Annotated in this window: 23 protein-coding genes; all 23 read right to left on the reverse strand. The window is 44.9% G+C overall.

Annotated features, from left to right (window positions below; genetic code table 11):
* Nucleotides 1-7: 7 nt before the first annotated feature.
* The 23 genes from DBX26_RS13360 to DBX26_RS13470 all read right to left on the reverse strand — a co-directional run bounded on the left by DBX26_RS13360 (nucleotide 8) and on the right by DBX26_RS13470 (nucleotide 26302).
* Nucleotides 8-829 (reverse strand): carbon-nitrogen hydrolase family protein, encoded by an 822-nt coding sequence (locus DBX26_RS13360; protein WP_118119452.1) that lies wholly within the window; start codon nucleotides 827-829, stop codon nucleotides 8-10.
* A 41-nt stretch (nucleotides 830-870) separates the two neighbouring features.
* The gene (locus tag DBX26_RS13365) at nucleotides 871-4749 is read right to left on the reverse strand and encodes a YhdP family protein (RefSeq protein WP_118119454.1); all 3879 of its coding nucleotides are present in this window, start codon (nucleotides 4747-4749) and stop codon (nucleotides 871-873) included.
* Nucleotides 4750-4760: 11 nt separating this feature from the next.
* Nucleotides 4761-6230, reverse strand: a complete 1470-nt coding sequence (gene rng, locus DBX26_RS13370; RefSeq protein ID WP_014233095.1) for a ribonuclease G — start codon at nucleotides 6228-6230, stop codon at nucleotides 4761-4763.
* Between the two features lie 18 nt (nucleotides 6231-6248).
* The gene (locus DBX26_RS13375; RefSeq protein ID WP_065297419.1) at nucleotides 6249-6818 is read right to left on the reverse strand and encodes a nucleoside triphosphate pyrophosphatase; all 570 of its coding nucleotides are present in this window, start codon (nucleotides 6816-6818) and stop codon (nucleotides 6249-6251) included.
* A gap of 4 nt (nucleotides 6819-6822) precedes the next feature.
* The gene (gene mreD / locus DBX26_RS13380) at nucleotides 6823-7311 is read right to left on the reverse strand and encodes a rod shape-determining protein MreD (protein ID WP_014233097.1); all 489 of its coding nucleotides are present in this window, start codon (nucleotides 7309-7311) and stop codon (nucleotides 6823-6825) included.
* A complete protein-coding gene (mreC, locus tag DBX26_RS13385) occupies nucleotides 7301-8200 on the reverse strand; it encodes a rod shape-determining protein MreC (protein ID WP_014233098.1) in 900 nt (299 codons plus the stop codon). The genes mreD and mreC overlap by 11 nt, the downstream gene beginning before the upstream one ends.
* Before the next feature lie 149 nt (nucleotides 8201-8349).
* Nucleotides 8350-9393, reverse strand: a complete 1044-nt coding sequence (locus DBX26_RS13390) for a rod shape-determining protein (RefSeq protein WP_014233099.1) — start codon at nucleotides 9391-9393, stop codon at nucleotides 8350-8352.
* Nucleotides 9394-9545: 152 nt separating this feature from the next.
* Nucleotides 9546-13286 carry a DUF6701 domain-containing protein gene (locus tag DBX26_RS13395; protein WP_118119456.1) on the reverse strand — a complete coding sequence of 1247 codons (3741 nt, stop codon included), beginning with the start codon at nucleotides 13284-13286 and terminating at the stop codon, nucleotides 9546-9548.
* Between the two features lie 5 nt (nucleotides 13287-13291).
* Entirely contained in the window at nucleotides 13292-13732 is a 441-nt protein-coding gene (locus tag DBX26_RS13400) for an MSHA biogenesis protein MshP (RefSeq protein ID WP_118119458.1), read from the reverse strand.
* Nucleotides 13722-14453 (reverse strand): PilW family protein, encoded by a 732-nt coding sequence (locus tag DBX26_RS13405; RefSeq protein ID WP_118119460.1) that lies wholly within the window; start codon nucleotides 14451-14453, stop codon nucleotides 13722-13724. Before DBX26_RS13405 ends, DBX26_RS13400 begins: the two co-directional genes overlap by 11 nt.
* Nucleotides 14453-15061 carry a prepilin-type N-terminal cleavage/methylation domain-containing protein gene (locus tag DBX26_RS13410; RefSeq protein WP_118119462.1) on the reverse strand — a complete coding sequence of 203 codons (609 nt, stop codon included), beginning with the start codon at nucleotides 15059-15061 and terminating at the stop codon, nucleotides 14453-14455. Before DBX26_RS13410 ends, DBX26_RS13405 begins: the two co-directional genes overlap by 1 nt.
* On the reverse strand, nucleotides 15058-15570 hold the full coding sequence (locus tag DBX26_RS13415) for a type II secretion system protein (protein WP_118119464.1): 513 nt from the start codon (nucleotides 15568-15570) through the stop codon (nucleotides 15058-15060). The genes DBX26_RS13410 and DBX26_RS13415 overlap by 4 nt, the downstream gene beginning before the upstream one ends.
* Nucleotides 15571-15694: 124 nt before the next feature.
* Nucleotides 15695-15925: an MSHA biogenesis protein MshA gene (locus tag DBX26_RS13420; RefSeq protein WP_162889704.1), complete on the reverse strand. Its 231-nt coding sequence runs from the start codon at nucleotides 15923-15925 to the stop codon at nucleotides 15695-15697.
* A 71-nt stretch (nucleotides 15926-15996) separates the two neighbouring features.
* Nucleotides 15997-16497, reverse strand: a complete 501-nt coding sequence (locus DBX26_RS13425; protein ID WP_118119466.1) for a type II secretion system protein — start codon at nucleotides 16495-16497, stop codon at nucleotides 15997-15999.
* Nucleotides 16498-16785: 288 nt separating this feature from the next.
* Nucleotides 16786-17241 (reverse strand): MSHA biogenesis protein MshF, encoded by a 456-nt coding sequence (locus DBX26_RS13430; RefSeq protein ID WP_118119468.1) that lies wholly within the window; start codon nucleotides 17239-17241, stop codon nucleotides 16786-16788.
* 3 nt (nucleotides 17242-17244) lie between these two features.
* Entirely contained in the window at nucleotides 17245-18468 is a 1224-nt protein-coding gene (locus DBX26_RS13435) for a type II secretion system F family protein (RefSeq protein ID WP_065302927.1), read from the reverse strand.
* A gap of 8 nt (nucleotides 18469-18476) precedes the next feature.
* Nucleotides 18477-20201 carry a GspE/PulE family protein gene (locus DBX26_RS13440; RefSeq protein ID WP_020334510.1) on the reverse strand — a complete coding sequence of 575 codons (1725 nt, stop codon included), beginning with the start codon at nucleotides 20199-20201 and terminating at the stop codon, nucleotides 18477-18479.
* On the reverse strand, nucleotides 20198-21298 hold the full coding sequence (locus DBX26_RS13445) for a lipopolysaccharide assembly protein LapB (protein WP_118119470.1): 1101 nt from the start codon (nucleotides 21296-21298) through the stop codon (nucleotides 20198-20200). Before DBX26_RS13445 ends, DBX26_RS13440 begins: the two co-directional genes overlap by 4 nt.
* Entirely contained in the window at nucleotides 21295-22140 is an 846-nt protein-coding gene (locus DBX26_RS13450) for an ExeA family protein (protein WP_118119472.1), read from the reverse strand. Before DBX26_RS13450 ends, DBX26_RS13445 begins: the two co-directional genes overlap by 4 nt.
* Before the next feature lie 44 nt (nucleotides 22141-22184).
* Nucleotides 22185-23864, reverse strand: coding sequence for a pilus (MSHA type) biogenesis protein MshL (mshL, locus tag DBX26_RS13455; RefSeq protein ID WP_081280096.1), 1680 nt, complete (start codon nucleotides 23862-23864; stop codon nucleotides 22185-22187).
* A 20-nt stretch (nucleotides 23865-23884) separates the two neighbouring features.
* Entirely contained in the window at nucleotides 23885-24217 is a 333-nt protein-coding gene (locus DBX26_RS13460) for a hypothetical protein (protein WP_020334514.1), read from the reverse strand.
* The gene (gene gspM / locus DBX26_RS13465) at nucleotides 24210-24860 is read right to left on the reverse strand and encodes a type II secretion system protein GspM (protein WP_014233114.1); all 651 of its coding nucleotides are present in this window, start codon (nucleotides 24858-24860) and stop codon (nucleotides 24210-24212) included. The genes DBX26_RS13460 and gspM overlap by 8 nt, the downstream gene beginning before the upstream one ends.
* Nucleotides 24857-26302 carry an MSHA biogenesis protein MshI gene (locus DBX26_RS13470; protein WP_118119474.1) on the reverse strand — a complete coding sequence of 482 codons (1446 nt, stop codon included), beginning with the start codon at nucleotides 26300-26302 and terminating at the stop codon, nucleotides 24857-24859. The genes gspM and DBX26_RS13470 overlap by 4 nt, the downstream gene beginning before the upstream one ends.
* Nucleotides 26303-26311: the final 9 nt, after the last annotated feature.

The following is a 26311-nucleotide window of genomic DNA, read 5'->3' on the forward strand; positions in this document are numbered from 1 at the left end:
AGCTCTTTTATTTCCGTCTCAATTCATTTTGAAAGCGACTGTGTTGAGTCAGCGGCATATTCTGCCTTACTTGCTGGGTTTGTGACAAATCTATCTCTGCCACCAACAAACCGACTTGGTCTTGAAATTGTTTGTGAATGCGTCCCCAAGGGTCGATGACCATCGAGTGACCCCACGTTTTTCGTCCACAAGGATGGGTACCGGTTTGATTACTGGCCAATATCCAGCACTGAGTTTCTATCGCTCTGGCACGCAATAGTATCTCCCAATGTGCTTCACCAGTCACAGCGGTGAAGGCTGCAGGAACAACAATCATCTCCGCACCAGCTAAACGCAGCTCTTTGTATAATTCAGGAAAACGTAAGTCATAGCAAATACTCAAACCAACACTGCCGATATCCGTTTCTGCGACCACCATTTGGTTACCCGCTGTAAAGGTATCAGATTCTCGATAGCTGCCATGACCGTCTGCGACTTCGACGTCAAACATATGCAGTTTGTCATAATGAGCAATGCACTTACCATGTGGCGGAAGGACTACGGTGGTGGTGGTCACTCCTCTGGCCGTTTGAATAGGCATACTACCGACGATCAAAGTCAGTTGGTTGTGTTTAGCAATATCAGCCAAACGCTGTTGTAACACACCACTTCCGAGCGGTTCGGCATGTTGATGGTACTCTTCACGGCTGGCAAACAATACTGAATTTTCGGGAGTAAGAACCAGTTTCACCCTCTGACTAGCCGCTAATTCACACTGTTTTTCGATAAAGGCCAGATTCGCTTCGATATCTGGACCAGAAGTCATTTGAATGATGCCAACACGTTCCATGTGTTTTTCCTTCCTTAAATTCCTTTGAAAACTGAGGTGGTTTATTGCGCCTGCTCACGCAGCTTTTCTGGCAGCTTATATTCACCCTGACTACGCGATATCTCTTTAACCGTCGGTGATTCGAGCGGCCCTTTGACTTCATAGTTGACTTGAGTAAATACCTCAACCACTGGAGAAATCACCGTCGAGATAGCCAACACGTACAAAGCGGTTTGTGGCGCAACGGCGAAGGCTGTCAGCATTGGTAAGCCAGACGTGATATCAGGAGTAAATTTCACCTCAGCATCCACTAATCTTTTCGTTACGTCAGCCATGCCACGAATCTGCATTTCCCCGGCGAGCGCATCCATGACGATATCATTGGTGACGAAGATGCCATCTTGAATCTTGCCCGTGCCAGTAATCGAATTGAACGCCATTCCGTTATCAAATACGTCGGTAAAATCGAGCTGCATCTTACGAATGATAGAGTCCAGACTGAACAAGCCAAGCAAACGAGCCGCTCCACTTACTTCGCTGATGACCCCTTTGCCAAATTCCGTCGATACATCACCCTGTAGTGTTTGTGTTTTCATCGACCAAGGTGCGCCATCCCACTCCATATTAGCATTCAGTTCAAATGGCGCTTGCTGGATCCCTGAAGTAATGCCAAAGCGCTCCATAAGATCGGTATTGTTATCGCCTTTAACCTTGAAGCTCAAATTGGAATGACTGCGCTCGTCAGTCAGTTCCCACCAACCACTCATATCAATGCTGTTTTTACCACTACTGAAGTTAAGCTTTTTCCACTCCAGACGATCATCGCTACGTTGCAAGTCAACATTCACCTTGCCCACTTTATACCCTTGCAACCAGAAATCATTAATTTTCAGTTTTAAGTTTGGCATTTCATCATGAAATTGGCGGTCAAATTTGGTGATTAACGGCGCACTTTGATCTTCACTGGCAAAGATGGAGCTTCGCTCTTTCTCGATTTCATCGAAACCTGGAATGTACAAATGCAGATGATCTAACGATACCGACAAGTCATTCGGTTTCAGATAGTTCGCTGTGCCTTTTACTTCCTGACTGTTCACCCGCATTCGCCAGTTTTCTTTCTTTTTACTGGCATTAAGGTCAACGTCATGAAATTCAATCTTGGCGAGCTTTAAGCTCTGAGTCTCAATGTCTACCCGGGTTGGTAACGGGATTGTCGGCGTCTTCATGTTGGAGAGTACTGAAGGGGCACTATTCGAAGGTACATTCAGCAATTCTAACCACTTGTCGACATCAATTTCATCCAGACGTATCGAGGCATCATGTCCGATAACTGGGGTCGTCTTGAAACCACCTTGTCCAATCATCAAATTGGTCGCTGTGAGGAGCGGTACCTCACCAGTAATGTCTATCTCCGTCTGGTATTTTGCGTTAGGAATCTCCAAACGGGCAGAAATGTTCTCTTGGTTTCCTGATGCCTGTAACTTCGCCAGACCAGACTCGCCCGCTTTTTTCGCTAGCGGATACGGATACTTACTGACGACTCGATTGAGTTGCGCTAATACGTCAACTTGATAGGTAAAACCCACATCATTAAGCTGTAAGCCGATGTCCATTTGCCACGGTGCGTGACCAGAAACTAAGTTCAGCCATCGCTCCCCAACATAAGGTTTGAGAGGTTCTACGTCCCAGTCACCCAGCGTATTTATGGTTACATCGTAGCCTTGGTCAGCACTTTCGCCGCGGAAATCGACTGAAATTGGCTGCGTGAGTAATTCCGCAGCGAGGCCTGAAGTCGTAACAACATCATTATCAAAATTGATGCGTCCGGTTGCGTTTTCCAAAGTCATTGGCGGAGCATCAATATCGACGCGGTTGTCTTTCAGATCCGCATAGCCCCACGCTCTAGGTTCATTCTCTTGATTAAACGGAATATTGAGCTGGAACTCCGAGTAAACCGAACCACTGACTTGTAACGCCGTCAACGCCGCACCGACCGAGTCAACTAATGGCGTCGCCATCATGTAATCGCGGACTTCATTACCCGGCGCTCTGGCTTTGGCTTCAATCTCAATATGTCCGTCCGGAGCCAGTCTCGGAATGCGGCCAGTAATTCGCTCAGCAGCAACGCCATTGAGTGTCGCCGACTTTGAATCCAGGTACATGGCATCATTTTCGAACAACAAATCCAACTGTAAATCGGTAATCGGTGGCCAAGCAGTGTCAAAGCTGAATTTTGCGTCTTTAAGGCCGACCCAAGCCTGAAACATACCGTTATGTTGCTTATACGGGAAATCGCCAAGTTCGCCGTACCACAGCAACTTGGCGGTATTCACTTTACCGCCTTGAATCGCGGTAGAAAGGTAATCGGTCAGGTCTTGCCCTAGGGCTAAGGTCGGTAGATAACGCCACGTTTCGCCAGCATTGTACAGATCCGCCTCGGCGTAGAATGACAGGAACGGACTTTGGTCTTTCGGGAAATCTAAGCGGAAAGCACCCAAAACCTGTAAATCGGGAGTAGCGGCAGTCACTTTATCTGCCCACAAACGCCAACCTTGTTGGTCTTGTTGCCAGACAATCTCGACTTCGCCTTGCTTAATATTCAGCGGCGCCTGAAAAACGTCACCATAAGGGAAGACATCATCAATCACAGTCACATTGGCTTTAGCCTGATTAACGTTACCCGACACGCTTCCCTGAACATGCTGGAAACCCGGCAACAGCTTCCACTGCGTCAACCCCAGCTGATCAAGTTCAGCGGAATAGCGCAACGTCTCCCATCCACCATTCATTGATAGACGGATATCTTCCAGTCGTCCTTTCGGCTCTATTTGATTGATAAATTTACTGGTCGACTCAGACTCTGGCGCAAGCTTTATCAGCGGCGTGATGGATTCAATATCGATTTCAGAGAGGTTAAGCGCCCAGCCGGAAGGCTGCCAGTCGAACGCAACGTCTAGCTCTGGCCATTGCTTTTCATCGGTACGAACTTTAAGTGAGTGACCATTTACTTTCCATCCATTTTTATCGGGTAGCAGCTTAAAGATACCGGATTCAATGAATAGTTCATGGCTGCCATTTTCGTTCCAGACTAACTCTGACGGCTGCAGTTCTACATAAGCATAATTAGGCTGACTGTGTTTCAGGGTTAGCCAGGTATTTAAGCTCACTTTACCGGACTCGACGCCGGATTCCACTTGCATATACGTGGTTAGCCAAGGCGCAACAGAGACATCCTGAGCACTAACATAAAACTCACCCGAGAGATCGCGCAATGAACCATGGTCTTTAAAGTTAGCACTTACCAACAGGGAGTTAATCTTAGCATCGGCGATACTAACCGTCCCTTCTGCTAGATGGCGCTTACCCTGATTGCTCCAACGGAGTCTTTCGATATCCAAGCGTCTCGTTTCACCGGAAACGGATTTATACCAGATACGCGAATTCGTGATGGTGAAGTCTTCAAACTGACGTAGCAACAGTGAATCTAATTGGTCAATTAGCTTCACTTCACTTTCCTCGGATGTCGCCACGGGCATTTCACTTTCAGCATTCGGCAGAAGACTGACGCTGCGAATATCCAGCGCTAAATTGTGGATAGTGAGATCCGCTACGACGGGTTTGAACTGGAGAAGTGACTGAATCAAATCAAATTCAATCTGAAGTTCATCAACGGCGAAACGCGCTTCCTTGTTGTTCGGCAGGTTCGCTTCTAAACCAAGTAACGCAATAGACGGGTGGCTGTTTTGCCAAGAGCCAGCAACGCTGGAGATAGAAAAGTCAAAACCTGTGCCTTGTTTGACCCAGGTTTTGATCTCATCTTGGAAATGGTCGAGCTGTGGTAATGTGACACGCAATGTCGTCACGACAATCGCGAGTAAAACCAAAACAGTGGCTAAACTCCACGCACAAAATCGCCCCAAACGGTTAAAACCAAAATTCACAAATGTCCCAATTACATCATTACAACGTCAAACTGTTCCTGAATGTACAGAGGCTCAGCCTGAATTCGAACTTGCTTACCAATAAAGACTTCGAGTTCTGCCAGCGCATGTGACTCATCACCAAGTAACGCTTCTGCAACGAACGGTGACGCATAAACAACAAAGTTGTCAGCATCGTACGCTCGATTCACTCGGGTGATTTCGCGCAGAATCTCGAAACATACTGTCTCGACCGTTTTCACTGTGCCGCGACCTTCACAAGTAGGACAACCAGAACAAAGAATATGTTCAATACTTTCGCGCGTACGTTTACGAGTCATTTCAACCAGACCCAGTTGCGTAAAGCCGTTAATGTTGGTTTTTACGCGGTCTTTCGATAGCGCAGCTTCAAGAGAAGTGAGAACACGTTGACGATGTACTTCAGAGGCCATGTCGATAAAATCGATAATGATGATGCCGCCAAGGTTACGCAAGCGCAGCTGACGAGCGATCGCCTGCGTGGCTTCAATATTGGTGTTGAAAATCGTCTCTTCTAAGTTACGACGACCGACAAACGCACCAGTGTTAATATCAATGGTCGTCATCGCTTCGGTTTGATCGATGATAAGGTAACCACCAGACTTTAGCTCCACTTTACGTTCCAATGAGCGTTGAATCTCGTTCTCCGTATCGTACATATCGAAGATAGGCTTATCGCCTTCATAAAGCTCAAGTTTGTCGGTCAGTTCAGGGACATATTCCGAGGTAAACTCTTGCAGGTTGTCATACTCCAAACGCGAGTCGACCAGAATCTTATCCAGCTCTGTGCCAACAAAGTCACGCAGAATACGCTGCGCGAGGCCGAGCTCACCGTAAAGCGTCGAACGCGTTTTATATTTAGAACGACGCTCCATAACTTTAAGCCATAAGCGCTTTAAAAAGGCCGCGTCCTGAGAAAGTTCTTTTTCATCCGCACCTTCTGCCGCGGTACGAATAATGAAGCCACCGTGTTCATCACAGTATTGGTTAACGACTTTCTTCAAGCGTTCACGTTCACGTTCACTTTCAATGCGTTGTGATACGCCTACGTGGCTTGCGCCAGGCATGAAAACCAGATAGCGGGAAGGAAGGGTAATGTCGGTCGTTAAACGTGCGCCTTTGGTGCCAAGCGGATCTTTAACCACTTGCACAACGATATCCTGACCCTGGCGAACCAGCTCAGAAATATCACGAACCTGAAACTGTTGCTTTTCGTTTTCGGCCACACACTCTGTATGCGGTACGATATCAGACGCATGCAAAAACGCCGCTTTATCTAAACCGATATCTACGAAAGCCGCCTGCATACCCGGAAGTACGCGGCTGACTTTACCTTTATAAATGTTACCTACGATACCGCGACGAGACTCGCGTTCGATATGAATTTCTTGTAGCACTCCACCTTCAATCATGGCCACACGAGTTTCACTCGGGGTCACGTTTAGCAGCAATTCTGCACTCATGTGCACACCTCAAAATAATTATAAAAATTCTTGAATTAGCTGATCGGTTTCGAACAAAGGTAAGCCTACTACTGCGTGATAACTGCCTTCGATTCGGGTGACAAAACGTCCTCCGAGTCCCTGAATACCATAACTTCCAGCTTTATCGCATGGTTCGCCTGACTGCCAATATTGTTCGATTTCTTCGTGAGTCAATGGCTTGAACCAAACATCAGTGATAACCACCACTGAATGTTGTTTTTGCGATGAAACGACACTCACCGCGGTCATCACCTGATGGCGACGACCAGATAAGCGAGTAAGCATACGCTTCGCATCTTCGAAATTTGTTGGTTTCTCTAACACGTGGTCATCACATACCACCACAGTGTCAGAGCCTAATACAACGGAATCAGGCTTAGCCAACGCTAAGCCTGCCTGAGCTTTTTCCAGAGAAAGGCGCAACACATAATCTTGCGCCTGCTCATGAGCCTGTTTGGCTTCCTCAACATCTGGTAATACGATGTCAAAATCGTAACCCAGTTGAGCAAGCAACTCCTTTCTTCTTGGAGAGCCCGAAGCGAGAACGAGTGATAAGCTTTTTTTCACACTTTTACCTAACGTGCCATGCTCGACGCACTCGTCGCATTAATAAAAACATCCATGGCCAAAGTATACAGTTTATTGCCGCCGTCCACAGGGATAATGGGTTAAATACTACGTCCTGGTTCAAATATTCCCCACAGAATATCAAAAGTTCCAGTAACACGGTAAAAAACGCAATTAAAATCGATTGTTGCCACAATGCCATATTACGGATTAACAAGAAATTCAGCGCAACCAAATAGATGATGATCGACATCATCATACCCCGAATTCCCAATGTTGAACCGACTAATATGTCCCATATCAGGCCCAGAATTAAAGCACTACCAACGTTAACGCGGTTCGGCAGAGCCAACACCCAGTAACAGGTGACTAAAAACAGCCATGATGGACGGAATAGTTCCAGATCTCCCGGCCACGGAATAGTTTGCAAAACCAGCGCAACAAAGAAGCTAACGCCAATAACCATTCGGCTTCGAAATACATTACTCGCCATCAGTTACCTCTTGTTCCACTTGCTCTGCATCTTCATCAACATTGGATTGCAACACTTTGTGCTGACGATCTTCATTTGGCCAGATGAGTAGTAGGTATCGCAGACGATCAAACTCAACCACTGGCTCCGCTTTAATGGACGCGAACTCCTGACGAGTATCGTGATCCACGATAGTGACATTCGCAACCGGATAACCTTCTGGATAAATACCGCCTAATCCTGACGTCACTAACAAATCGCCAACCTGGATATCAGTACTGGTTGGAATATGTTCGAGTTGGATTTCATCCATTTCACCATTGCCGGACGCGATCACTCTGATGTCATTGCGGATAACCTGAACAGGAATCGCGTTCTTCGCATCAGTCAGCAGTAAGACTCGAGCATTATGCGCTGCAACAAACGTTACCTGACCCACAATGCCTTTTTCGTTGATAACTGGCTGACCCACGTACACACCGTCGATCTGGCCTTTATCTATCACGACCTGATGACGATAAGGTGACGTGTCGACCGCCATGACTTCCGTCACGACTTTCTTCTCATCGCGGACAAAGGATGATCCCAACAGTTTGCGTAAGCGTTGGTTTTCTTCTCTATATTGATCGAGCAAGATCAGCTCGCTTTTCAGACGTAGCACTTCTCGCTTTAAATTACGATTGCCTTCAACGAGCGTCTGACGAGTATTAAAACGCTCAAAGACACCATCGAACATACTACGAGGCAAATTAGCGGCATACTGAATTGGCGCGACCGCACTGTTCAGTAAAAATCGAACATTAGAGAACGTATCCAGACGACTATCCGCCAGCATTAAGCTCGCCGACATGATGACAGCAAAAAACAGACGTAATTGCAGAGATGGTCCTCTGCCAAAGATCGGATTCATCTTGTTTTTGACCTGATTGCTTCCATAGCTATTGAGCCTTAATTGGCAACCTGAAATCTTGCATTAAATACGTTCAGGTATGGAGCATATTTGAATTACAGAGAGAGCAGAAATGAAGGTGAAGCTCGCTTTGAGCTCCACCTAAACTTTTATTCTTCAGAAAATAGATCGCCGCCGTGCATGTCGATCATTTCTAGTGCTTTACCGCCACCACGAGCCACACAAGTCAGTGGATCTTCAGCGATAACAACTGGAATACCCGTTTCTTCCATTAGTAGACGGTCTAGATCTTTCAGTAGTGCACCACCACCAGTCAGAACCATGCCGTTTTCAGAGATATCTGACGCAAGCTCTGGTGGACACTGTTCTAGCGCAACCATCACTGCCGATACGATACCAGACAACGGCTCTTGCAGCGCTTCAAGGATTTCATTTGAGTTCAGGCTGAAGCTGCGAGGTACACCTTCTGCAAGGTTACGGCCACGAACTTCAATCTCTAGAACTTCATCGCCAGGGTAAGCTGAGCCGATTTCGTGTTTGATTTTCTCTGCTGTTGCTTCACCAATCAAGCTACCGTAGTTACGACGAACATAATTGATAACCGCTTCATCAAAGCGGTCACCACCGATACGAACAGAAGACGAGTAAACCACACCGTTAAGCGAGATAACTGCTACTTCAGTGGTACCACCACCGATATCGACCACCATTGAACCAGTCGGCTCAGATACACGCAGGCCAGCACCGATTGCTGCCGCCATAGGCTCATCGATTAGGTAAACTTCACGAGCGCCAGCACCTAGTGCCGATTCGCGAATCGCACGACGCTCAACTTGAGTCGAACCACAAGGAACACAAACCAAAACGCGTGGGCTCGGTTTCAGGATGCTGTTGTCGTGCACCTGCTTAATGAAGTGTTGCAGCATTTTTTCTGTCACGTAGAAGTCAGCAATCACGCCATCTTTCATCGGACGAATAGCAGAAATATTACCTGGTGTACGACCAAGCATTTGCTTTGCTGCGTGACCGACTGCAGCAACGCTTTTTGCAGAACCTACACGATCTTGACGAATAGCAACTACAGAAGGTTCATCAAGGACAATACCTTGCCCCTTTACGTAAATTAGAGTGTTGGCTGTACCTAAATCGATAGATAGATCGTTAGAAAACATGCCACGAAGTTTCTTAAACATACTCTTCGTTCATCCTGCAAAGATATAAAAGACAAAAATTGTCCTAAATGTACCAATGCCTCGCTGTCACAGCAAGGTATTGGTACACAAACATGGGCGGAAAGCACCAATTTCTTGCAGTTTCCTAACTTAAGCGCAAAAACCGAAGTTTGTTACTGAGCAGTTAACCCCGGCTCACCACGGTAAATCACGCGATCGTTCCCACGGTGAATACCGAAGGTGACAACGGAGGATGGGTCTTCATCTCCTTTCCCTCTCCAGTTGTATTGGAGCCAAGGTTGACTCATATAACTACTCCCACAAGTAACATCATCTGTTTCCAACGTTTGCGGAGATGTCGTACTAGTATCATCCATTCTCAGCCAGAAACGTATTTGTTGGCGTATTGAGCTACTATCATCTGCGGAATATGGAGTAGCGTAAAGTTCGTCGCTGACACCTGAATCAACTGTCTTAGTGACTGCTTTCAACGAACCGTCTGAACCAGAAGCTTCAGACCACACCTCTTGATAACAAACATAGTCTTCATCAGAAGAATAATCAGAAGCAGAGTCATCAGTATTGGTGATAAAGCGAGAACCATTCCAGTACTCAACGCGTAGCGGAATATTGATGGTACTGACAGAAGTACCGCCGACATCATCCATTGCCACGCGGCCATAGCGGGCAGGAGGCTGAGTAGGAAATGATAAATCACATGCTGATGAATATTGCTCAGTGCTATTCAGACAAGTAGTATCGTTTTGTGTACGGCTATCTATAGGGTCTGAATTTGTCGAAATAGTGAATCCAAAGTTTGTAGTCGTTGAATTTGCATCTTCCGAAACATTGAACGGACCATCTACGCTAGACTCCCTGACTCCTTGAGTATTTAAAGTAAAGTCTCGATAAAATACCGCATATTGATCTTCCAGATACCAACGAGAATAAGTTGAATCATTGTCCCACTCCCCATCACTAACCGAAACCGTTAAACGATCACCAAGATCTTTATCATCCAAAACACTAATGCCTGCCTGTAGACTTAGATCAAACTGACTGTAATTTTCCACAGCATTGCCATCTAGCGAATATGGGACAATAGCAAACTCTGCGAGATCATAAGGCTGAGATAAATATGCAATGTCATTTTGATTATCGACACTCCAATCAGATTGTGTAATTTCAAAATAAGCAGGATAAAAACGGCCAATATCACGATAGCCTTGATTAATATCCATACCCAAATATTGAGCATCAGCTTTTACACGTAATACACCGACTTCACTCCATTTTAGCCCATTAAAAGGGAGCACTGTTTCACCAGTATAATCAGAATTTACTGTCGCTTCCCTACCAGACAAAGAGCCTTTTTTGCCACCCTCAGCTTCAGCTGGCGCAGCTAGGCTATAACTCAACATAACTTCTGATTCGGGAGAGTTACTAGCGAAGAAGTTTTCAGTGATTGCGTAACTGTTATTGCAATAGTTAATTATTGGATCTGTTTGTTTATCAAAAGTATTAACAGGATTGCCATCCTTTCCACCAGAAACCCAACGAAGCGGGCGGACTTCTAAATCAAATGATTCTCCTGCCGCAGCAAAGCCTAAGCTCGTCTTAGTAGTAATATTGCCGTCCATAGCACTACCACGTGGTGAACAAATCGCAAATGTCCACGGGCGGGAATAGACGGTGAATTGGCCTTGCAGAGTTCCGCCTTCAATCGGGCAGTCATCGCCACTGCACGTGAAATTATCATCCGTAAGAGTCACTAACATTTCACCTGAATCTTCCAGAGTTAAATCATCGGAAGATTCACCACCAGAAAATACTGGTGCATATGTTAAATCACCTACCGCACCTGAAGCAGGACGTACCCATTGAGATGAAACATCCGGCTCACCGTCATAGCCAATATCAACCACACTTCCATCGGTATTACATCCCTGAACAGTTGCAATTACTTCTATGGGGTTGTTTGCGATGACGTACTGATCAGCAACTGAAAACTTATAAGGAACAAAGTGATATGTGCCAGTTTTAGAACTGCTGTTATTTTTCGGGTTTAAAGTAGCAGTAATGCTGACAGTGTTTGTCTCATTCTTATTCTCAGAGCCTGATAATTCCAACCATAGCTTTCCACTAGCGTTGGGGCTATAACTGCCGTTATTTCCAGTACCGTTACCATCAACATCAGCCAAAGTTAAATAATTGGAGGGGCTAACTTCAATGGTCCCAGAAAAATCTCCAGTAGAATTACCATCACTATCTTGCACCTGAAGTTCTAATTGTTGTGTTTGACAAGACAATACATAAGCTGAGCTAGGTTGTAATTCTAATTTATACTCGTCATTCGGATCCTCCCCACTCCAGCAATCATAAGAGGAGTCGCGAATAACATTAACGCCTTTATTAATCGCTAAATCATTAGCCGTTATAGAACCCTGTATCGTTACAGGAAGATCAAAGTCAACCAGTCTGGCAAGAATATAAGCTCTTAATATGTCTTTTGACTTTAAATGCACTCTGGCTGAAGGTCCATAAAATACTGGAATATTAAAGCCTTTATCATTATCAAAGTTTATTTCATCATCATTTTCATCTTTATACAAAAAATCAATTTCATTGGATATTTGAAAATCAAAGTTTTGATAATCCGTCTTATTGGAAATAAGATCATTTGTACCAACAATGTTTAATATTACTCCACTTCTAAAAGATAAACTGGTGTTCTTACCCTCACCATTAGTAACTACTTTCCCTATATAAACATTGCCTGAATCAATAAAATAAGCACCAAAATTATTTCCTAGCGTTAATAACTCAATCTTTGTGTTCTCAGGAATTTTAAAAATTATTGGTTTGCCCGAATTGTTATTGCCATCTAAAAACTTCAAATCCCTATGAATTGTAACATATATTTCAGAACCACTATCGTCATAACTACAAATGACACCGTCACATAATTGCTTAAAATTTCCAGAGTCAAACTTCAGGGAATCAGAATTGTCGTCAAAAGTAATATCTAACAAAGGAGGAGTGGCAGCTTTTCTGGAAATTATATTACCATCGTCCGAATACAGAACTGGATCCGGAAAACAGCCCAAACCCTGACAAACACTTGCAGAAGGATCTTGATATGAAATCCAGGAGTCAGAAACTTTATCAAAACCGACTCGAAGGTTGTTCCAGGATTTTTTTGTGCCCCAATTTTGCTTAAGAGTATAAATATTCCTGGAATCAGAAATATAGCTATCAGACCACCCTGTTACATATGCGGATGACTCTCCTATTCTTAGCTCACTTTCTGGATAACCAGAATAATTTTTAGTATCTTCAGTCACCCAGCTTTGTATTGGCTGAGGAAAATATTTACAAGCATCAAACTTGAATGGCGGTTCGGTAACAACTTCTGGTTTAGTTAACGATAAATCACACTGTAAGTCATTTACATTACTCCCTGTAACACCAATATGAATATCTTTAAAGCCGCTAAAATCTGCCGTAACAGTATCTGCTTTTTTCACCCATGTCCCTGCACTAAATAAATAGAAACTTAATTGCCCTTGTTTATTTTGCCCATTATTATTGTTGGACTCATCATATGTAAGCCAAACGGTGTAAGTCCCGGGCTGTTTAGTTACCGTATCATTTATTAGTGCTGATGCACTTCCATTAGACCATAAAGCAATTGATTGATGATCATTAGATCTCCTTTCAGCAAAAATGGTTTGCGAGTTAAGCGGCTCATTATTGGAGCCCAACGTAGTAGTAAAATTAAACGTCGCACTAAAACTGTTTTTTGAAGTTAAGTTACCGCATGTGGCGGAGTCGTAAGCAAAAGAAAAGCTCGACCATATAGCCAGTAACACAAGTAACACAAGTAACAAATTGAATGTTTTTAGCTTTCGCATTCATACTACCCCTTCACCCAAACTTGTTGCTGACGCTGTACTTGAGACAGCCCAGAACCACAAATGGCAACACTTTTAACCACATAAAGTCCAACCTTTTTACCATCAAGCTCACCCGGTAATTCGCCCACATTTTCACAATCTAGTGTGTCGATTTTGCATGTTTTATCGACCAAACCACTTTCTATAGTTAACGTGTCAGCTTTAAGGGCATTACAAACGCTCGCAACAGCCTCGGATTTACCCAAAGGATAAAACTGTGTTAGTACCCACTCGGTACTAGACTGTGCAGCAAACCAAGCCTTCGTCCCCAAAAACTCTTTGGTTAAACCACTTTGATTTGACCATGTCACACGCATTAAGGAAGCCGATAAATATCCCATAACAACGATAACGAAGAGGACAACTATCAGCACATTGCCTTGTTGAAACTGATTACGGGACATTGAGCACCTGCACATCTTGTTGATAAACACTACGTTCACCATCTTGCTGGAACACTAGTCTAAAATGTACCAGCCCACCTCGATAAAGTGATGTATCGTCATATTTGAAATAACTCTGAGATTGGTCATCAGCATAAACAACATTATCAGCGATGGGTATGCCATTGCGTTGTACTTCTGAGCCAATAAAACAGTATTTAACTTTCGAAGATAAATCGTAAATAAAATGACGGTTGGAAACAGAACTGCTGATTACCTTGACCCCATCTGGATTGACCGAACTCACCGTATAAACGTTGTTCTCAACAGAAAGAGCGTCAAGCTGAATACTATGCGAAGATGAACTTAAGTCGCTAAGCTGTGTCGGATTAATCACTATTTTCATCTCATCATGAATAACTGGCGGCGTATCCCAAAAGCCGACGACAAACTTAATTTCATCTCCAATAAAGGAATAAAAGCCAGAGTAAGCAATAGGGATGAACTCGAGACAGTTTTTCCCATCATCTGCGATAAAAAAGCTATTTGGTACGGCATGACGAATTTCACGGGACATCTTCTCAGTCACAAACTGCGCTTGAGTTTGTAACCTTTGCCGCGCAATACTGTCAGAGTACCCTTGGACACCAAGACGCAAGTAGACTGCGATACCAAGCATAATAATGCTGCCAATGACGATGGTGACGATCATCTCTATCAAGGTAAAACCACGTATTTTCATCAGTAGTTACCTCGAACCGCAGACAGTGTCAAAGATTGAGTTTGCCCAGCGTAAATAGTCATAGTAATGCGTTTATAATCAGTAATATCGGTTGAAGCGCTACCATTTTCCTTAACATAGTTCACATCAACTTCTACACGAAAGTTTTTGTAGTCACTCTGCATGGCGTTACCCAGTACATTTTTTAACTGGTAATGCTTGCCTGAATACTTATCGTCACAACTTGATTCAGTGCCGTCGGTATACCAACACCCCATATAATCGTCGACATCATTAAAAGAGCTTGGGTTGGATAATTCTTCTCCATATAGGGTATCGACACCCAAACTCGAAGAACATAAGTTCAAAGGATTGTTTGGATGGGGGTTATCTTTGGGCTCTCCACAACGTATCAGCCCACCATCAAAATCACTCCATTGATCGAAACCACGTGCAAGAATTTGCGACATAAAGCTTTGGGCTAACGCTGAGGCACGAGTTTGATAATGAGAGGTGGCAGAATCTCGAACTTGAGGAACCAGAAAAGAGGTGAAAGCGACCATCGCAATCCCCATCAAGACAATCGCGATGATCATTTCTATTAAGGTCATGCCTCGGATCTTGTTCATGAGCATGATCCTTTGGAAACATAGCCTTGACTATTGATGTTTACTGCACAGCGGCTTTGACCATTTTTGTCTTCAATGATGATAGAAACACCGCCGCTAGCTGTCGCTAAAGAATCGCCAGAATCATCCAGAGGGTTGCCCAATAAACTGAAGTTCAGTGTCACGTCGTCTCCCAATGTTTGGGTAGAAAACTGAGCTGAGTCATCCACCACCACATCACTGCGAGCGTCTTGCGCACTACCCGACAGAGCACAAGCGGCAACAGAGCCAATGCATGATGAAGAAACTTTCAATTGGAAGTTACTATCAGGGTTGTCTACATTCGACTGCATTCTATTAACTTGTACCTGGCGAATGACAGAGATGACTTGTTCCCGAAGTGCAAATGCAGAAAAGCTACTTTTGCCGATAAAACGGCTAGCCGCAAAGAGAGAAAGGATGGAGAGAAGAACGATCACCAGGATCAATTCTGTTAATGTAAACCCTAATTTAGAGCTGCGAATTTTCATTACCCAACCTCAGGCTTAAACTTAGGACAAGCGAATTAAGTATACGATGATTTTGTATTAATTATGATAGGGTTATACGTTTTCAGTTTGAAGTGCGAGCAAGTGTACAAATAAACCGTTCTGGTTATTTATCTGCTTTTGAACGTCCTAATTCTTGTTCAATTCTATCGTAGGTTTCTTTATTACTTAGCGTCTCAGAAACGTGCTCAGCGGTTTGCTTGGTTTGCTCCCACTTAGCTTCATAAGTCTCTGGTTCAAAATTGATAAATCTTGGTAATAGCAAATAGACGATAACACCTAAGACAATTAACACAACCACAAATTCGATTGAGCTAAGACCTTGTGATTTGGGCATATGAACTATTCCAAGATTAATCAAATATAAAGAGATAAAAGGCCAGACAGGCTGGCCTTTTATCTAACTAATTAACAGCCACTATCTACAACTGTTGTGGTAGGCACAGCTGCTGATGTAGCTTCTGTGTATCTCACAAAGCAGTTACTTCCAGTGATAGCAGTAACTGTATTGTTAGTATTATCAAAACCAGCTTCCAAATCACCACTAACAAACGTTGCAACCAACGTGTTAGGAGTAGTACCTTCGTTCACAAGTGCCCAATCAGCACTTAAGCCATTAACAGCATTATCTAGACCGTTAGTAGCAGCAACTGGATAACCGAAGCCTACAAGTATATCGTCAACTAGAACTGTAGCGCCTGGTGCTGTTTTCTCAATGCCGTCAATCGCTGCTTTACCATAGGTAATACCAGCTGCACCTTCGATAGCACCTTTAAGCCCTTGAAGCGAAGAAGCTCGTGCATCAGATTGTAGGTTTAAAAAACGTGGTGCCGCAGTTACCGCTAGAATACCTAGGATTACAATTACCACTACTAGTTCGATAAGGGTGAAACCACCTTGTCTTTTCATTGTTTACTCTCTCTATGTAAGCATGCAGTAAGACTGCAACAGATAAATTTGATGACACCATTTGTAAGGGAGACAAAATGGCATTGGGCTTTAAAGTTCACTAAGTCAGATAGCGAAATAGAAACGGAACTGCTCGCGAAAAATAGTGACAGTTGACCATCATTTGGTTGCAAACGCAACGCGCTTAATATGCATTCATTTGCTCAACATTACAACTATTTACCTATCTTAATCCGAGTATTATATCTATTTTATCTGCTTGTTTATAGTACTAAAGTGTCAAAAAAATTACTCCGACAATATTTCGACACTTATTAGGTCATTCGTGTTAGCGGTGACTATCACCTTGTAAGATTTTTTGTATATATAGCTGCATATATAAAGGCCATTTTTTATCGCCCCACCTATTTCAGATGGTTCAATAGTCATGATCTTACGCTGAGGGTAATGAACCGCTAACCAGTAATCACAATCTAAGTCGCCTTGTTTGCTAAATGGAGAGACTAGCCCTCCTTCTGTCATTGTTAGGTGAAAACCGTCCATCTCCAGTTGTTTTGGCTCGCCTTGCAGTAGCCAGGCTTCTCTATAGCGCTGAACACTATCGAGCATCCAGACCTTAGCCAACCTTGCACCTGTCACTCGCGCTTCTTCTACAACTGATTGGAATTTAAACACTAATCCAACAAAAATAATAGCGACCAGGCCGCAGAGTATTAGCGTAGCTCGGTTTTGATTTTCAACCACGCATTAGCCGCCTTTGATGATGTCCAGCATCCCCCACATTGGCAGGAATATACCAAGTGCTAGCACCATAACCATGCCAGCCACGATAACCAAAAGTAACGGTTCTATCCGTGCCGTCAGTGTTTTGAGATCGTAATCCACTTCTCTGTCGTAGTAATCGGACACTTCAAGTAACAACTCATCAATGCGGCCAGTTTCTTCCCCCACCGCGATCATCTGGATCACCAATGGGGTAAATATCTTACTGTTGATGGCCGTAACAGAAATTGTGCTACCTGCTTCAATGGCTGACTTCATCTCCAAAATACGGTTTTCTAAAAAGCGATTACCCAAGGCTTCTGCAGAAAGTGCCAAAGACTGATTGAGTGGTACGCCAGACTTCAACATAAGAGCAAAAGTGCGAGAAAAACGTGATAACTGGGCGCGATTAACAATATCTCCAACGATCGGCAAGCGCAGACGGAATCGGTCAAACGCCTCCCGACCATCTGCCGTCGCAACCCAAGATTTAAAGATAATAAATCCCGCGATCATCAGAGCGATAAGCAGTACCCAATAATTCACAAAGAAGTTTGAGGTCCCAATCAAGATGCGAGTTGGCAATGGCAGATCAACGCCAAAGCGCGTGAACATGGAAGCGAACTCAGGAATCACCAATATATTCAGAACAAACATTGCGATGGTAATGAATACGATAACAAACGTTGGATAACGCATCGCCGCTTTAATTCGCTTACGGGTTTCCAGCTCCTGTTCATAATAATTGGCCAGTTGTAACAACGCCTGATCCAACCGACCCGTGTTCTCGCCCACGTTAATCATCGACACAAACAGAGGGCTGAACACTTTGCGGTGTTGCTGCATCGCAGATGACAAACTGCGGCCATTACTCAGCTCAGAAACCACATCTTCTAGCGCTTCTTTTAGCTGTTTGTTTTCGCAGTTTTGCAGTAATCCCCGCATTGAACGTAGTAACGGCACACCCGCTTTAATCAAACTGAACAGCTGACGGGAGAACAGAATAATGACTTCTAATGGAATAGCCGGAACCAATAGCTGCGACAAGCTAAACTGGTTTTTCATTCCTTCTTTCTCTAAACGTACATTTAATGGGATCACCCCTTTATTCATCAACGCTTCAGCAGCAGATTCAGAGTTAACCGCTTCGATTCTGCCACGGGTTGATGAACCGTCTAGAGTACGACCTTGATAACGAAAAGTTGGCATTCACTTACCTATAGTAAAATTGGGTCAGTTTTACCAGAAGCATCCCCTTCACCAAGGGCCATGACTTCATCCAAACTTACGGTGCCTTGCAGTGCGAGCTCCATTGCCGAAGCCAATAGCGGTTTGTATTTTTCGGATCTCCGTGCCACCTGTGCAAAGCCAACCGCATCGTTAGCACGCAGTTTATCCATCATCTCGTTTTCTAATTCGAGCATTTCAAATACACCGATTCGACCACGGTAACCCGTCAGGTTACAGTTTTGGCAACCGCTTCCTTTGTAGAAAGTCACGCCGACTTGATTAGGGAAACGTCCAGCTAACCATTGCTTACGTGATTCATCCAAACTCTCTTCTGTTTTACAGTCTGGGCAGACACGGCGGACAAGTCGCTGGGCAACCACTGCTCGTACAGCACTCGCCACCAGGTAACCTGGCGCACCCATATCAATCATTCGCAGGGCACTGTCGATAGCATCGTTCGTGTGCAGTGTACTGAGTACCAAGTGGCCAGTCAGAGCGGCACGTAAACCAATCTCTACGGTTTCTTGATCACGCATTTCACCAACCAGAATGATATCCGGGTCCTGACGCAGGAACGTGCGCAGCACACGAGAGAACGTTAGATCGATACGGCTGTTGATCTGAACTTGAGTAATACGCGGCAATCGATACTCAACCGGATCTTCTGCGGTGATGATTTTCTTTTCAGGTTCATTTAGCTCACTTAGCGCCCCATAAAGCGTGGTCGTTTTACCGGAACCTGTCGGCCCGGTGACCAGAATCATCCCGTGTGGGCGAGACAATTGACGTCGTAAGCGAGCAAGTAATTCAGGAGGTAAACCTGACTCTTCCAACGGACGTAGACCCACAGACTGGTTAAGCAGACGCATAACGACTGACTCACCATATTGAGTCGGCATGGTCGACATACGAATATCAATCGATTGTCCGCGAACTTTGATATTAAAACGGCCATCTTGCGGCAAACGTTTTTCAGAAATATCCAGTTGAGCCATTAACTTCAAACGCAGAACCAGCGCGGAAGCAATCTTAACTTCATTTAGCAGCGTTTCATGTAACACACCATCAATACGCTGACGAAGACGAAGTACTTTGTCATCAGGTTCAATATGAATATCTGACGCACCGACCTGAACCGCATCCTCAAACATGGAATTAACCAGTTTTACTACCGTTACTTCTTCGCTGTCAGTTTCGTCGATTCCGTAATCAAAGCTCTGTACATCTTGGTGCTCCGCCTGTAATTGCTCAGCAAATGAAGCGATCTCTTTAGTACGACGATAGTAACGATCAAAGCTGTCGATCAGTTGGCGTTCCGACGCGATGATAAATTCCAGACTGTATTCGCCAAGCAAGTTCATCAGCGACTCTTGCGTGAACAGATCCGCTGGATCACTCATTGCTACACGCAACGTGTGGCCATTACGAGCAACCACCATCGCGCGCAGCCGACGCGCATGAACTTCAGGTAAGATTTGTACGGCTTCAGGATCGACCGGAGCTCGGCCAAGATCAATCAACGGCAAGCCTAGCTGCTGCGATAAGAAATTGAGCATCTGTTTCTCGGTAATAAAACCAAGGTCAATCAGTGCATCACCCAATTTCTGACCGGTACTACGCTGTGCCGTTAGCGCTTGTTGAATCTGCTCTTCGGTAACAATGGCTTCATCAACTAGAAGGTCACCCAAGCGTTTTCTTAACTGAATTTTCATTGCGCATTCTCCAACTGCTTAAGAACCGTCAATCGATCGCGAATAAAGGCTTGTGACTGGTTCGATATCCCAACTTTCCCCAGCGCTTTATTGTATGAGTTGATAGCCGAAGAGAACTGCAGTGCTCGCTCCTGCTGTATACCTAACCCCATCCACCAGCGAGCATTTTCTGGATCGCGCTGGGTGAGCAATTGGTAGCTCTCCAATGCAATTTCATCCTGCTTCTGCTTTTGTGCCAACACGGCACGCATTGCCAAATAATCTCGATTTGGCATTGGCGGCATGTGAACCAATGGGCTAAGCGCCGCTTGAGGCTGTTTGGCTTTAACCAACAGCTTGGATAACGCCAGTCGCAGTGTTTGATTGTTGATGTCTAGGCTGATGCCTTCCTGCATAATTTCATAAGCTTTTCTCGTGTCACCTTTTCCAAAATAAAGCGCCGCGAGTTTTTGGCGTGTATCCACATTGGTTGGTTCATAACGCAGGGCTTCTTGGTACGCAGAAAGCGCGGTTTGCATATCATTGGCATCCAAAGCTTTCTCTGCACGACCTAACGCTTTGATCGCTAACTGATGATGCGTCAGCTCAACCTGTTCAATATTCATCGAACTTTCTGTACCAGAGCCCAATGGAGCACTTTCACTTGGAACACTAGTAACTTGAGCAAGCAGGATTGGCGCTTGCGTAACCGCTCTGATTTCTTGTCTTGGAGTAAACGAGTCAACTTCTGGTGCAGGAGTCTTTGTTATTGGTTCACTTTTTGTTACTGGTGCTTCAATAACTTGCTGTTGTTGAGCTGGCGTAGTGTAAACCTGACGACTTGTCTCTGGCGTCATTTTACTGGTCGGTGAATAAGCAGGTTCATCAAGCGTAGATTTAACCTGCAAGCCTTCCCCTGATTGATATTGTGCGAATTCATCTGATGCAACCGGACCTCGAGATACGGCCCAGCCTCCGACCGCAAGGCTCAATGAAAACCCCGCCACCAGCCATAACCAAGGCTTGCTGCGAGAAACATGGGGTATCTCGGCTCTGGTTAATTCAGACGGTGATGTTTTTTCTGTAATTTCTGATAATGCTTTATTGATGGCACTCAAGGTTGACTCCATCCCCAGAATACGGGTGTTTTAAATTTGGGTTTACGGGCATCAAATGTGTCGTGTATTGCTAGATAAACGTGCTGATTTTTCAATAAAGTACAACCTTCGTTAAACGCCGCTAACAGGGCTTTATGGCAGATTTGATTAATCAGCCTTGGTATGCCCATTGCTGAACGCCAAATCGCTTTTTTCTGCTCTACTGAAAAGATATGCGCTCCATTTCCTGCAATATCCAGACGATTATTGATGTATGCCACTCCCTCATCGAGTGAGAGTGGACGTAACTCACAGCTGAACGTAATGCGCTGGCGAAACTGTCTCAGCTCATGAGTCGCTAAGCGTTCATCAAGCTCTGGCTGACCAAATAACACGATCTGGATCAGCTTGTCATGTTCAGTTTCTAAGTTGCCAAGCAAGCGTAATGCTTCTAATGCCTGAGGAGAAAGTGCCTGCGCTTCATCCACAATCAGTACAGTTTTCTTGGCTGATGAATGAACGCGAATCAAATGTTCCTGAATGAGTGACACAATAAGCAAAGGATCGTTATTCTCTATCCCTAACTCTCTGGCGACAGCGAGCTGTAACTGCTCACCATTTAAGACTGGATTCGGCAGATAAACCAACTCTACTTGTGAGTCCAACTGCTCAATCAGTTTACGGCACACCATGGTTTTTCCGGTGCCGACTTCTCCAGTTAACTTAATTACCCCTTCCCCCATTTGAACTGCGGCCAGAATGGTCTGAATCGCTTCATAATGAGGGACTAACCCCAAAAACATTTCTGTGTTTGGGGTTAGTGAAAAAGGCTGAACTCGAAATCCAAAATGCGACAAGTACATATTCAAATCACAAACATTTTGAACAACTTAACGTCTCAATGCCGTTATTCCGCATCAGGGAACCACTCTTGAAGCAGATCACGCGAGCGTTCCAGCTCTTTTTGCCAAGAGTTCACACCAACTACCGTCGGTTTAAGCAAAATCACCAACTCGGTTTTTTGTGTCACGTTGTTCACATTACGGAACAGGTGCCCAAGAGCTGGAACATCGCCCAAGAAAGGCACTTTAGACACTTGTTCTAAGTTCTGCTGCTTCATCAGACCGCCAATAACGACAACGTCACCGTCTTTAGCGCGGATAACAGAGTCAGACTCACGAATCGAACTTTTTGCCAGTGGCAACTGCACATCTTCGAAATCTCCGCCAAGGTTCAGAACTTTAGTTTCTTCTTCAACCTCAATCACCGCAGGGTGAACATGGAGGAACACATTGCCTTTATCGTCGATCTGAGGCGTCACATCGAGTGAGATACCAGAGAAGAAAGGCGTTAGCTCCACTTCTGGTACAGCATTTGAGTTATCACCGTTACCCACGTTACTTGAGAGCTCGGTAACAAAATATTGGTCTGTGCCTACTTTTATGACCGACTTTTGGTTGTTCGCTGCGGTTATGCGTGGGCTCGATAGCACATTAAGATCGCCCTGAGTCGACATAAAGCTCAAGACGGCATCAAAGTTACCATCAGAAATGGTGACGTTCGTCTGACCACCCAGCAAGGTACCTATCGTATCTAACCCCGGTAACGTTGGTATTGTAACTCCAGTACCTGGTAATGTTGTTCCACCAGCGTAAGGACGACCCAAAGAGACACCACCAGAGCCAATCGACGCAGATAAGTTAGACCAGTTAATGCCTTGTTGATACCCGTCACTCAGCGTCACTTCCAAGATTTTGGCTTCGAGAATGACCTGGCGCTGCATACGTTCTTGAGAAACCCCCAAGAACTCTCGTACCTGACGAATGTCATCAGGGAACGCTCGAACCGTAATGACGCTAGCCTGTGGCGTAACGACAACGCTTTGCCCTTTGCCCGAGCCAATCAGGTTTGCGACCGCTTGTTGCAACATTGGCCAGAAATCACTTTCAGTGACCGTTTCAATGCGCGTGCCACCGGTTGGAGACGTTGAGCTATCACTACTGTTTTCAGAGTCTGACGAACTTGATGAGCTTGAACTGTCTGAGCTTCCTCCAGAGTTGGACGTCCCTGCAGAAGTGACAGAGCCCGTACTGATGCTCGTTAGTGAGCGACCAGTTCGTTTAAACTGCAAATAATCGACAGGAATCGTTACCGTGCGCATGCCCGCTGGATAAACTTGGATCACTTTGCCTGATTTAATCACATCATAGCCGTACATGTTCTGCACAACACTCAGTACTTCATCTAAGGTTACATCAGACAAATTAACGGTAATGTTACCCGCAACTGCCGGATGAATCGCGGCACTGTATTCAGTTCCTTTGACGAGTGAAGCAAAAAAGCTTCTCGCTTCAACGGCGTTCGCCTGAATACGAAAACGCTTGGATGTCGCTTGCTCCGAAGACGAACTGGTATCTAAGTTCGGCATTAGGTCGGCTTCAACAGAAGAAGGCAGCTCTTCTAAAGCACGACTGTTGGCTTGATTTATCGACTCATTGAGAGCTTGTTTCACTTCAACAGGATCTCGATGCCCCATGGAACATCCCATTAAAGAAGCAGTAATAATTCCTACAACTAATTTGCGCATATCTGATCAGGCTCTGACTCTTATTTTTTTACGTTTAAACCAAAAAGCTCCAGCTTCCACTGACGGTTACTCTGCTTTAAAGTTACAAATTCACTGGTGATACTCACCACGCGATAACCTTTGAACAGTTCACCCTGCTCTACAATTTGATTATCCATAATGGCACTACATTGGCTGCCAACTTTACAAACAATGCTGTTTAGTGTCGGTAGCCTCGACCGTTTTTTTGTTGGTTTGGCGTTAGATTCGGCAGCCGGCTTCTGCCAGCCAAGTGGTGCGGTAGGGTCTTGGTCTGCCCATACTCCTCCCGCAATGACCGTTAAGGCTATTGAGATAATGAACTTCTTAACCACCGATAAACGCCTCTCTAGAGCCTAATGTGTACACTTCCAACACTAATGTTGCTTTAGGATATTCATCCACTTTGTAATGAAAACTGCGCCAGTAATAGCTGGCAGGTAGCTTTTCCAACTTACCCAAATAATTCGCAATAGAGAAGTAATCTCCCGTCACTTCCATACGCACAGGATGTACGTAGTACCCTGAATATTGAGATACTTCTTTGTCGTCAGAGATCGGCTCTGAAGGCAACGTTTGCAAAGAGACTAAATGAATCCCCGTTTGTTGCTCTAACACTTGCTCAAGTAACCCCGCCATCTGCGAAGGGGTAATAAGGTGCTCAATGATCTCTGAAAGCTGCTGCGAAAGGCGCTGGCTTTCAGCAAGCAGACGTGAAACCTGCAAATCAATTTCCGAGTTTGGATCTTTCTTTAGCTGCGCTTGTATGCGCAAAATATCAATCTCAGTTTTTTGGTTGGCCTGCTTTAAGTTACTCAGCTGTTTTTCATTGTTATTTATTTGGTTAAGTTTAGGTTCGAGCACGAGCGTGAACAGCAGCATCACCACTGTCACTAAACCACACAAGGCGATCAGTATTTTTTCTCGTGCACTCATTTCACCAAAACGTTCTTCCAGAGAAAGCCAGAACTCGTTCATTTCTTTTTCTCCTCCCCGGCCTTCAATTCAAACGTGACAATACCTTTTTCATTGCGACCAATATTCACGTCATCGAAAGTACGACCAACAAGGTTGATCTCATCTTTAAATCGGTTCACCCAGCTAGGCACTGAGCTTGGCGCTTTAGCCAACCCCTTTAAGTTCAAGGTATTATTGTTAATTCGAATTTCTGATAAAGAAATCTCTCTATTGCCTAACTTAGCAAGAGACTGCATGACACCGGAGTACCCTGTCAGTTGTGAATCGTCATATTTCCCGACCGCTTTTAGCGAGTCTCGCTTAGCCTTCACGGTGCGCTCAAGACGCTCTTTCGCGGCTAACTTACTGGTGTCAGGCTGATGCTTGCGTAACTTGACCTGAGCCCTCTCCAGCTCAGATTTCATGATCTCGCCTTTGCTCTTTACAATGGCAATTTCATCTTCTAATCCTTCACTCTGCCAGGTTACGTAGCCATAGGACAGAAAAATAGCCGCCGCCGCAACACCCCAAGAAATCACCACATTTCTTAAAGTCAGAAGCTCTTTTTTCGGCTTTAAGTAGTCAGGGTATAAGTTAACGTGTAGCGCGTTAGCTGCTGTCGCAGTATTAGCCAGCACATGTCCTGATAACTCATTATCTTCGTGAATTAATGGCGAAACTTTAGTGCTCAGGCGGTAATTAAGAGATTGAACCAGCTCGTGTTCATCTTCTTCATCACAGCACACTTTCATCTGATGCAGTTGGACATGGCGCAGCTGTGACGACAAGTAGTCAATCGAGCGCTGAAGCTCCAATGACAGACTGTCCATTTGCAGCTCAGTGGAAGGAACCCCAGTCAACGGCGGCGTGACACTGCGAATGGAACGATGAAATGCAATCGTGCGTTCGACAAATGCACTGATGCGGAAGTGCCCTCGAACACTGCGTTGCAGCAAAATGAAATTACCGAGCTCCCCAGCGGTATGACCCCAAACACAGTCTTCAGGAATAATAGCGTCTAACGACAGCTGAGCGTGATTCGCGATCTGCACAAGCTTATCAAGTGTTTTTCTTGATAACACATACGCCTGAACCTTACTCGAGTTTGGCAGTTCTACAGCATCCGCAACGATATCTATTGCGCGTTCCGAGATCAGCTCTTTCAACAAAAACGGCAATGCAGCAGGCCACTCGTGACGAGGCATTGCTGGTTTATCGATTTGGTACATCTGGTAGTAGTTGTGAGACAGTACTACCTTTAATGAATCGTAAGAACTGGCTGCGACACTGAGTGCCTGTTCAACCGCTCTCTCCCAATTTGACTCAGAGACTTCAAACCGGGTCGGTCGGGTACTTTTCAGTGATGATGATAAATAGATTGCGTCTGGCTGAATAACTAAAAAACAAGCGCGACCGCTACCTGACGATCGCACAAACTTGTCTACTACTGCTTTAAGATCCATGAATATTAT

Origin of the sequence: Vibrio sp. dhg (genome assembly GCF_003443775.1) — a bacterium.
Taxonomy (GTDB): Bacteria; Pseudomonadota; Gammaproteobacteria; order Enterobacterales; family Vibrionaceae; genus Vibrio; species Vibrio natriegens.